Annotated in this window: 5 protein-coding genes; 2 read left to right on the top strand and 3 right to left on the bottom strand. The window is 69.3% G+C overall.

Going from position 1 to position 8,901, the window contains the following annotated elements; genetic code table 11:
• Together VF794_RS29385 and VF794_RS29390 are read left to right on the top strand one after the other, a co-directional pair.
• The coding region (locus tag VF794_RS29385) for a peptidase MA family metallohydrolase (RefSeq protein WP_414640977.1) at positions 1-1,174 on the top strand (1,174 nt) is incomplete at its 5' end.
• A 267-nt stretch (positions 1,175-1,441) separates the two neighbouring features.
• Positions 1,442-1,921, top strand: coding sequence for a hypothetical protein (locus VF794_RS29390; RefSeq protein WP_331116112.1), 480 nt, complete (start codon positions 1,442-1,444; stop codon positions 1,919-1,921).
• Positions 1,922-2,167: 246 nt separating this feature from the next.
• On the opposite strand, the gene polA is transcribed toward VF794_RS29390, so the two are convergent.
• From polA to VF794_RS29405, 3 genes are all read right to left on the bottom strand, one after another.
• The gene (polA, locus tag VF794_RS29395; protein ID WP_331116114.1) at positions 2,168-4,879 is read right to left on the bottom strand and encodes a DNA polymerase I; all 2,712 of its coding nucleotides are present in this window, start codon (positions 4,877-4,879) and stop codon (positions 2,168-2,170) included.
• A gap of 92 nt (positions 4,880-4,971) precedes the next feature.
• A complete protein-coding gene (locus VF794_RS29400; RefSeq protein ID WP_331116116.1) occupies positions 4,972-7,227 on the bottom strand; it encodes an FHA domain-containing protein in 2,256 nt (751 codons plus the stop codon).
• 7 nt (positions 7,228-7,234) lie between these two features.
• Positions 7,235-8,901, bottom strand: a 1,667-nt coding sequence (locus tag VF794_RS29405; RefSeq protein WP_331116118.1) for an ATPase, T2SS/T4P/T4SS family, incomplete at its 5' end; no start/stop codon positions are given.

Below are 8,901 nucleotides of genomic sequence, written 5' to 3' on the forward strand. Positions count from 1 at the left end.
GCCTCGTGAGGCTGCCATGCGCCACCTGCTCCTGGTCCTGATGCTGCTGTTGTCGCCGCTCGTGAGGGCGCAGGAGTACACCGGCCCGGCTCCCGAGGCCGGCCACGCCAATGGGGGTGCCGAGCCCGCGATGGTGCCCGCCGCCCGGCCCGCGCTGGTGGTGGGAGAGCTGTCCACGCCGCGCTTCCGCATCCTCTACACGGCCAGGGCCGAGGGCGCCGCGCGCCAGCTCGCCGGCACCATCGAGTCCGTGCGCGACACCTTCGTGGGCGTGCTGGGGCGCGACTGGCCGGGAGTGACGGAGCTGCGCGTGGGCGTGGGCCGCCAGGAGTTCGAGGCCCTGGCGCTGCCCGGCGGCGCGCCTCCGGGCTGGGCCGTGGCGCTGGCCTACCCGGCGCACCGCATCGTCCTGCTCAACGCGCTGACGATGGCGGGGCCCGAGGGCCAGGTGACGCTGCGTCACGAGCTGGCGCACGTGGCGCTGGGGCAGCTGGGCAAGCTGTGGCCGCGCTGGTTCCAGGAGGGCCTCGCGCAGAACCTCACCGGGGAGAACTTCTCGGCGACGCACTACGCGGCGCTCTTCCGTGCGGTGACGCAGGAGAAGGTGTTCCGCTTCGAGCACCTGCACGACGCCTGGCCGGACCTTCCCTCGGACGTGGAGATCGCCTACGCGCAGAGCGCGGCCTTCGTGGCCTGGCTGGCGGCGCGGCACGGGCCCGAGGGCATGGGCCGGCTGGTGGACGAGGTGGGCACGGGCCAACCCTTCGAGCAGGCCTTCGGCAAGGCCTTCCACTCCTCGCTGTGGGTGGAGGAGCTGGAGTGGCGCGAGGGGTTGGCGGCGCGCTACGGCTGGCTGCCGCTGACGACGAGCACCTCGCTGCTGTGGCTGGGCGCGACGGGGCTGGTGGTGGCCGCGTACCTGCGGCGCCGCCAGCAGAAGGCGGTGAAGCTGGCGGAGATGGAGCAGCAGGACATCGCCGAGGAGGCCGCCATGCGCGCGGCCTTCGAGGCGGAGATCGCCCAGCAGCAGGAAGTGGTGCCCGCACTGGCGCCAGCCACGGACGCGGCGGAGCCGGCCCCTCCCGAGTGGCACGAGACGCCTTCCGCGCACGGCGCGGAGTATGAGGAGGACGAGGAAGCCCCGGCTCGTCCGAGCAAACCGACGGTGCACTGAGCCGTTCCCCACGTTGGGAAAAGACCTGCCCACACACGCGACGCGGCCACCCACTCCGCGTCCGGGTGGAACGCACGCATCGGCTGTCTCGAAAAAACTACAGTCTTCTTGAAGGTCCCACACCGGGGGGATCACGCCAAACGCTTGATTTCACTGCCCATCCGCTCCTGTGCGGGCGCTGGCAGCCGTCTTGCTTAAGACCGCTGCACGAGAGCGGAGGGCAGCACAATGGCGGAGCGGGCACGGCGGGGATCGGGAATCGCGAGGGTGTTCGAGGGACAGCCCGAGCGGCTCGCCGCGGCATGGCGCCGGGTGCGCTACGCGGAGACGAAGAAGGAAGGGTCGCCGCCGCGCAACCAGCTGGACGGCGTGGTGGAGCCCTTCATCCGCGAGGTGGGTCGGAGCCTGGAGGGCAAGGAGGGCAGCCCCTGGAGCCGGACGCGGGCGGTGCTGCGGCTGGCGCCGAAGCGTGGGGCGCGCGCGCTGCACGACGAGTTCGCCGCGCTGCGCCGCTGCCTGGTGGACGCGGTGGAGACGCTGGGCGGCGGTGACGAGGAGCGGGCGGTGGTGAATCAGGCCCTGGACGAGGCGGTGGATTCGGCGGTGGCGCTCATGGAGCGACTGGCCAACCCACTCGCCCCGAGGCCGCGGGTGCCCTTCGCGGGCCTGGTGGTCCAATTTTTCGATCGGCCGGAGTCCGCACGGGTGAAGCCCCTGCTGGACGAGGCCCGGGTGGCGCTTCATTGAGTTGAGGGGGGTTGTCGACCCGTCCGGCTTGATGCTCCCAATCTCTGGGGAGCGTCCGAGGGCCTGGCGGTTGAAGGGGGCGCGCTGACGGGATGGGGGTCCCGAGGCGCGAAATGGGGGTGTGCTCCCGCCCGGGGGGGCGGTGAGCGCACCAGGAGTGGCCGCTGGAAGCCGCGTGGTCGGGGGTCCACGCGCCTTGACGGCCGGACGGGTCGACGTTGTTTTTTCCGGGGGCGGACGCGTACGTCAGTGCGCGTCCGCCCACGTCTTTCCAGCCCCTACTTCCACCTTGAGGGGCACCTTGAGCCGCATCACGGCGGACATGCACCGTCGCGACAACTCCTTCACGGCGTCCACCTCGGCGTCCGGCGCCTCGAAGAGCAGTTCGTCGTGCACCTGGAGCAGCATCCGCGTGCGCAGGCCCTGCTTCTCCAGCTCCGCGTCCACCGCCAGCATGGCCTTCTTGATGAGATCCGCCGCCGTGCCCTGAATCGGCATGTTGATGGCGGCGCGCTCGGCCGCCTGCACCACCTGGCGGTTCTTCGCGTTCAGGTCCGCCATCGGTCGGCGCCTCCCGAAGAGCGTCTCCACGTACCCCTTCGTGCGCGCCTCCCTCACCGTCTCGTCGAGGTAGCGCTTGATGCCCGCGTAGCGCGTGAAATAGCGCTCGATGATGTCGCGTGCCTCCTCTCCCGAGATGTTGAGGCGCGTGGACAGGCCGTGTGGGCTCAAGCCGTAGGCGATACCGAAGTTCACCGTCTTGGCCACCCGGCGCTGGTCCCTCGTCACCTGATCCTGCACCACCCCGAAGATCTCCGCCGCCGTGCGGCTGTGGATGTCCTCGTCCCGCGCGAAGGCGTCGATGAGGACCGGGTCCTCCGCGATGTGCGCCAGCAGTCGCAGCTCGACCTGGCTGTAGTCCGCGGAGACGAGCTGGTGGCCCTCCTCGGCGATGAAGGCCCGGCGGATCTCCATGCCCAGCTCGGTGCGGATGGGGATGTTCTGGATGTTGGGATCCGACGAGGACAGCCGCCCCGTGGCGGTGGCCGCCTGGTGGTAGGTGGTGTGGATGCGCCCGTCCTTCGCCACCAGCTCCGGCAGCGTGTCCAGGTAGGTGCTCTTGAGCTTGGACAGCGAGCGGTACTCGATGATGGCGCGCGGCAGCGGGTGCACCTCGGCCAGCTTCTCCAGCACCTCCTGATCCGTGGAGGGGCCCGTCTTGCCGCGCTTGAGGACGGGCAGCTCCAGCTTCTTGTAGAGCACCTCCGCGAGCTGCGGGTTGGAGCCCACGTTGAACTCGGTGCCCGCGAGCGTGTGGATCTCCTTCACCTTCTGCTCGCAGTCGGCGCCCACCTTCTCGGAGATCTCCCGGAGCACCTTCACGTCCAGCTTCACGCCGTGCTCTTCCATGCGCGCCAGCAGCGGCACCAGCGGCAGCTCCAGCTCGCGCGCGAGCTTCACCAGCCCCAGCGGCTCCAACTCCTGCCACAGGCCCGGCGCCAGCCGCCTCGCCGCGTCCGCCCGGGCCGCATAGGCCACGGAGACTTCCTGGGGCGAGAACTCCTTCAGCGCTCGCGCCTTGCGCCCGCCGGTGGAGGGCAGCTCGGGCAGCTCCGCCTGGAGCCGCTCCCGCGAGAGGACCTCCAGCCCGTGATCGCGCCGCGAGGCATCCAGCAGGTAGCTGAGCAGCTCGACGTCGTCCTCCCCTCCCCTCATCCGGAGGCCCTCGCGGTGGAGCAGCAGCGAGAGGGCCTTGAGGTCATGCCCGCCCTTCTTCACCGCCGCGTCCCCCAGCACGCCCTGGAGGGCCGCCTTGAAGTCCGCGGGCCGCACCTGCTCCACACCCAGCCCATCGTGGCCCACCGGCACGTAGCGCGTGGTGCCGTCCTTGAGCCCCACCCCGAGTCCCACCAACCGCCCGGAGACGGGCAGGCCCTCGTACGCGGGAATGAGCGTCACCTCCCCCGCCTCGCGCACCGCGGCGGCCAGCGCCTGGAGCGCCTCCTTCGTGGTGACGATCTGCGTCTCCAGGGCCAGCTTCACGGGCTCCGTGGTGGGCGCAGCCGGGCCGGACTCCCGCGTCTGCGCCGGCAGCTCCCGCAGGAGCGCGGTGAACTCCAGCTCGGTGAAGAGCTGGCGCAGCTGCGTGTCGTGCGGGGGCTGGCGCTTCAGGCCCTCGATGGTCACGTCCAGCTTCAGGTCCGTGCGGAACGTCACCAGGTCGCGCGCGCGCAGCAGGCTCTCGCGGTGCGATTCGAGCGCCTCGCGCATCTTCGGCTTCTTCACCTCCGAGAGCCGCTCGAGCAGCGCGTCCACGCCGCCGAACTGGTGCAGCAGCTCCACCGCCGTCTTCGGGCCGATGCCCGGCACCTTGGGGACGTTGTCCACGGCGTCGCCGATGAGCGCCAGGTAGTCGCGCATCTGCCGGGGCTCGATGCCCAGCCGCTCCTTCACCGCGTCGAGGTCCGTGTAGCGCTCGTTCTGCGGATCGTACAGGTGGACGTCCTCGTCCACGATCTGCACGAAGTCCTTGTCCCCGGTGACGACGAGGACGCAGAAGCCCTCGGCCTTGGCCTGCCTGGCGAGCGTGCCGATGACGTCATCCGCCTCCCAGCCGGCCACCTCCAGCACGGGCAGGTTGAGGGCCTCCACCACCCGGCGGATGTAGGGGAACTGCTGGCCCAGGTCCTCCGGCAGGGCCTGCCGGTTGGCCTTGTAGTTGGGATCGATCTTCTGGCGCTCGGCGCGGCTCTCCTTGTCGAAGGCGAGCGCGACGTGGGTGGGATTGAGCTCCTTGAGCGCCTTGAGCACCTGCCGGGTGAAGCCCAGGGTGGCGTTGGTGGGCACTCCCTGCCGGTTCGTGAGGGGAGGAATCGCGTGATAGGCGCGGAAGATGAAGCTGGAGGCGTCGATCAGGACGATGCGGGGTGCACTGCCGCTCGGAGGGCTCGGAACCATAGGTTCCCGGCCTTAATCGAGCCCCCCGCCCGCTGTCCATGCCGGGTAGCGTCCCGGGAGCCAACCGTCAACGCTCCCGGGGGCCCCGGCGCTCAGCACTCGTTGTCCTTCTTCATCGCGGCCACCCGCTCATCGAGCCCGTCGCCCGGCACGGCGAAGTCCAGCACGGTGTCCAGGTCCGCGCAGTTCTTCGCGTCCTTGATGGCCTTCAGCCCGCGCGTGGAGCACCGACCCACCTGCGAGTTGAGGTCCGTGTTGCCCGCGTAGAAGCGGAAGCCCAGCTTCCAGATGCGGCAGGAGCGGCGCTGATCCCCGCGCTCATCCCAGAAATTGCCGCGCTCGATGGCCTTCTCCGCCATGTCGTGCTGGAGGTTGCGCCGGTAGAAGGACGGCTTGGACTCGGCCAGCTCGCCCATCAGCCGCTTGTCCACGTCCAGCACCTCCAGCAACGGCTCGGCGGCCTTCTCCACGTCATCGCTCTGAAGCAGGGTCTGGCCGAGCTTGAAGAGCTGATCCACGTTGTTCACGTCGGAGATCAGCTTGTCGGCCTCGCCGTGGAACTGGGCGAGCTCGTAGTTGTTGCGCAGGCGCTGCAGGGTGGCGACCGCCTCGTTCCCGCGTCCACCCCAGTAGTCCATCATCGCCCCGACCAGGAGCTTGTGGGCGTGGCGCTGCTTGAAGGCCGCCTCCACCTGCACCTTCGGATCCGGCGCCGCCTCGTCCTGCACGAAGATGTCGGACACCGGGCAGCGCCAGGGCGCGGCGTTGGGATCCAACCGGTGACGGGCGGTGAGGAACTCCAGGTAGAGCTTGTTCTTCGGCCGCCACTCGTTGCGGCCCAGTCGCTTCTTGCCCTCGAGCACGAGGGTGTAGCCAATGGGCGGCTCCAGCTCCTCCCGGCTCATCTTCTGGCAGGCGAAGCCCATGTAGCGCTCGCACTTGGGCACCGCGACGCTCCACTGGTTGTCACGCAGGTAGCGCTTGCAGTCGTCCTCGGAGCGCTTCACCACCATGGCCACCGCCTCCATCACCTTGGGCTTGGCCCGGCGGAAGTAGGCACTGTCCTTGGTGATCTTCCGGAAGGCGTCCAGCGCCTCGTCCTCCTTGCCGCGCAGGAGCGCCTTCTCACCCGACGTGAAGTACTCGGCGGACTCCTTCTCCAGCTTGATCCTCCGCATGAGGCTGTTGGCCTCGGCGTTGATGGGATCGATGTCCAGCGCCTTGGAGCAGGTCGTCTCGGCCTTCTGCCAGTCGGGCTCGCTGCCAAGCTCCGTGGACGAGTAGGAGCGGCACTGGCTGAGCAACTCCTGCACCTGCTCGGCCGGGTTCTGGGCCTGCGCCACCTGCTGCGCCATCTGCCGCGCCGCCTGCGGCCCACCCGCCGCGCTCTTGTCGGTGGCCGTCTTGACGACGCCCGCCACGAGGAGCAGTCCCACCATGCTGGCGGCCACCACCAACAGCCGCTTGCGCGAGCCCCCCGCCGCGGGAGCCTCCGACTCGGCGCCCGCGCCACGCCGGGAGGGCACGTCGCCCCGTCCGCGGCGCGTCGGCAGGTTGGCCCCGCCCGCGCCCTCGAGCACCATCTCCACCATGCCGAAGGTGACGATGTCCCCGGGCTGGAGCACCACCGGCTCGGTGCCCACCGGCTCACCATTCACCAGCGTGCCGTTGGCGCTGCCCAGGTCGCGCAGCACCACGCCCTCGGGAGTGGCCTCCACCTGGGCGTGCTTGCGGCTCACCGAGTCGTCCTCGAGAACCACCGAGGCGGGCGCCTGACGGCCCACCACCAGCTTGCTCTTCACGGGGAACTTCTGGTTGGCCCAGGGGCCGGTGAGGCCCTTGAGCACCGGGGCCCCGCCGCCCTCCTCCGCCGCCGGTGCCGCGGGTCCGGGCCGGGGACGCTTCGCCAGCGCCGAGGGCCCTCCCGCCGCGCCCGGGGCCGGCCGCTTCACCGCGGGCATGGCCCGGGTGGAGCGCGGGCCGTCGGCCGGAGCCTCCTCCTCGCTCGGCGGCTTCACCGCCTTGCGCGCACCCGAGGCCGCCGGGGCGGGCCGGGCGGAGGACGCCTTGAGCCGCAGCTCGTAGTCCCCCAGCAGCACCTGGGATTTGGCCGTCAGCGGCGTCATCCCGGTGATGCGCTGGCCGTCCACGAAGGTGCCGTTGGCGCTGCCCACGTCCTCCACCATCACCTTGCCGCCCTCCTCGAAGAAGCGGGCGTGGCGGCGCGAGACGCCGCCCTCGGTGAGGACCAGATCATTGGTGCCTTCCTGGCGGCCGATCTTCAGCTCACCGGAAAGCTCGTGCTCACTCTCGCTGCCATCGGGGTGACGCAGAACCAGGGTAGACATGGGGGCGTCAGTCCTCGCGGAAGATGCTCATGTTGACGGGGATGCCCTTGCGCTGAAGGTCATCGTAGAACTTCGGCACGAAGCCGCTGGCCACGAAGCGCCCGCGGATCTTCCCGTCGTCCGCGAAGCCCTCCTGCTTGTAATAGAAGATGTCCTGGAGGGTGACGATGTCCACCTCCATGCCGGCGATCTCCGTGATGTAGCAGATCTTCCGCGTCCCGTCGGAGAAGCGGGTCTGCTGCACGATGATGTGGACGGCGGCGGCGATCTGCTCGCGAATGGCCTTCACGGGCAGATCCATGCCGCTCATCAGCACCATCGTCTCCAGCCGGGCGATGGCGTCGCGCGGCGTGTTGGCGTGCAGCGTGGTGAGCGAGCCGTCGTGGCCCGTGTTCATCGCCTGGAGCATGTCCAGCGTCTCGCCCGCGCGGCACTCGCCCACCACGATGCGGTCCGGCCGCATGCGCAGGCAGTTCTTCACCAGCTCGCGGATGGTGATGGCGCCCTTGCCTTCCAGGTTGGGCGGGCGGCTCTCCAGCTGCACCCAGTGATCCTGCGGCAGTTGGAGCTCGGCGGCGTCCTCCACCGTGACGATGCGCTCGTCCTCGGGGATGAAGGAGCTGATGATGTTGAGCGTCGTCGTCTTGCCCGAGCCCGTACCGCCGGAGATGACGATGTTCTTGCGCGCCTTGACGCACATCTCCAGGAACTCGGCCATCTGCGCCGTCACCGTCTTGTACTTGATGAGGTCCTGGATCTTCAGCGAGTCCTTCTTGAACTTGCGGATGGTGATGCAGGGACCCTTGAGCGCCAGCGGCGGGATGATGGCGTTGACGCGGCTGCCGTCCTTGAGGCGCGCGTCCACCAGCGGGCTGGACTCGTCGATGCGCCGGCCGATGGGTGCCACGATCCGCTCGATCACGCCGAGCACCGCCTGGTTGGAGCTGAATGTCTTCTCGGACATCACCAGCTTGCCCTTGCGCTCGATGTAGATCTGGTTGGCGTGGTTCACCATGATCTCGCTGATCTCATCCGACGCGAGGAACGCCTCCAGGGGCCCCAGGCCCAGCGCCTCGTTGATGACGTCGGTGAGCAGCTCGTCCCGGTTCACGTCGCCGGGCAGCTCTCCATCGGCCTCCATCTGGTCGATGATGTCGCTGATGGCCTTCTCGGTGCGCCGCCACAGCTCCTCGTCGCCGAGCCGATCCATGTCCATGCGACGCAGATCGAGGTACTCGATGAGCCGGTCGTGGATCTCCTTCTGGAGCTGGGTGTAGGCCTCGATGCGGGGATCCACCCGCTTCTTGTTCTTCGCCAGCGCCGAGGCCAGCGAGGCCGGCATGCGCGCGTTGGCGGCGGGCTCCTCGTACGCCGGCTCCTGCTGGCCGCCATCGTCGTAGCCCTGCTCCTCCTCGTAGAACTCCTCCTCGGGAGGCGCGGTGCGCGTGAAGCTGCGCTCCTCGACGAGGGGCTCCACGTTGATGATGTAGTCGCCGATGTAGACCTTGTCGGTCGGCTTGAGCACCATCGGCGCGGCGATCTTCTTGCCGTTCACGAAGGTGCCGTTCGTGGACTTCATGTCCACGACGATGAACTTGCCGTCCTTGGCGACGATCTTCGAGTGGTACTTGGAGACGTTGCCCTTCGCGAGGACGATGTCGTTGCCGTCGAGGC

This window comes from Archangium sp., from assembly GCF_036389735.1.
Taxonomy (GTDB): Bacteria; Myxococcota; Myxococcia; order Myxococcales; family Myxococcaceae; genus Archangium.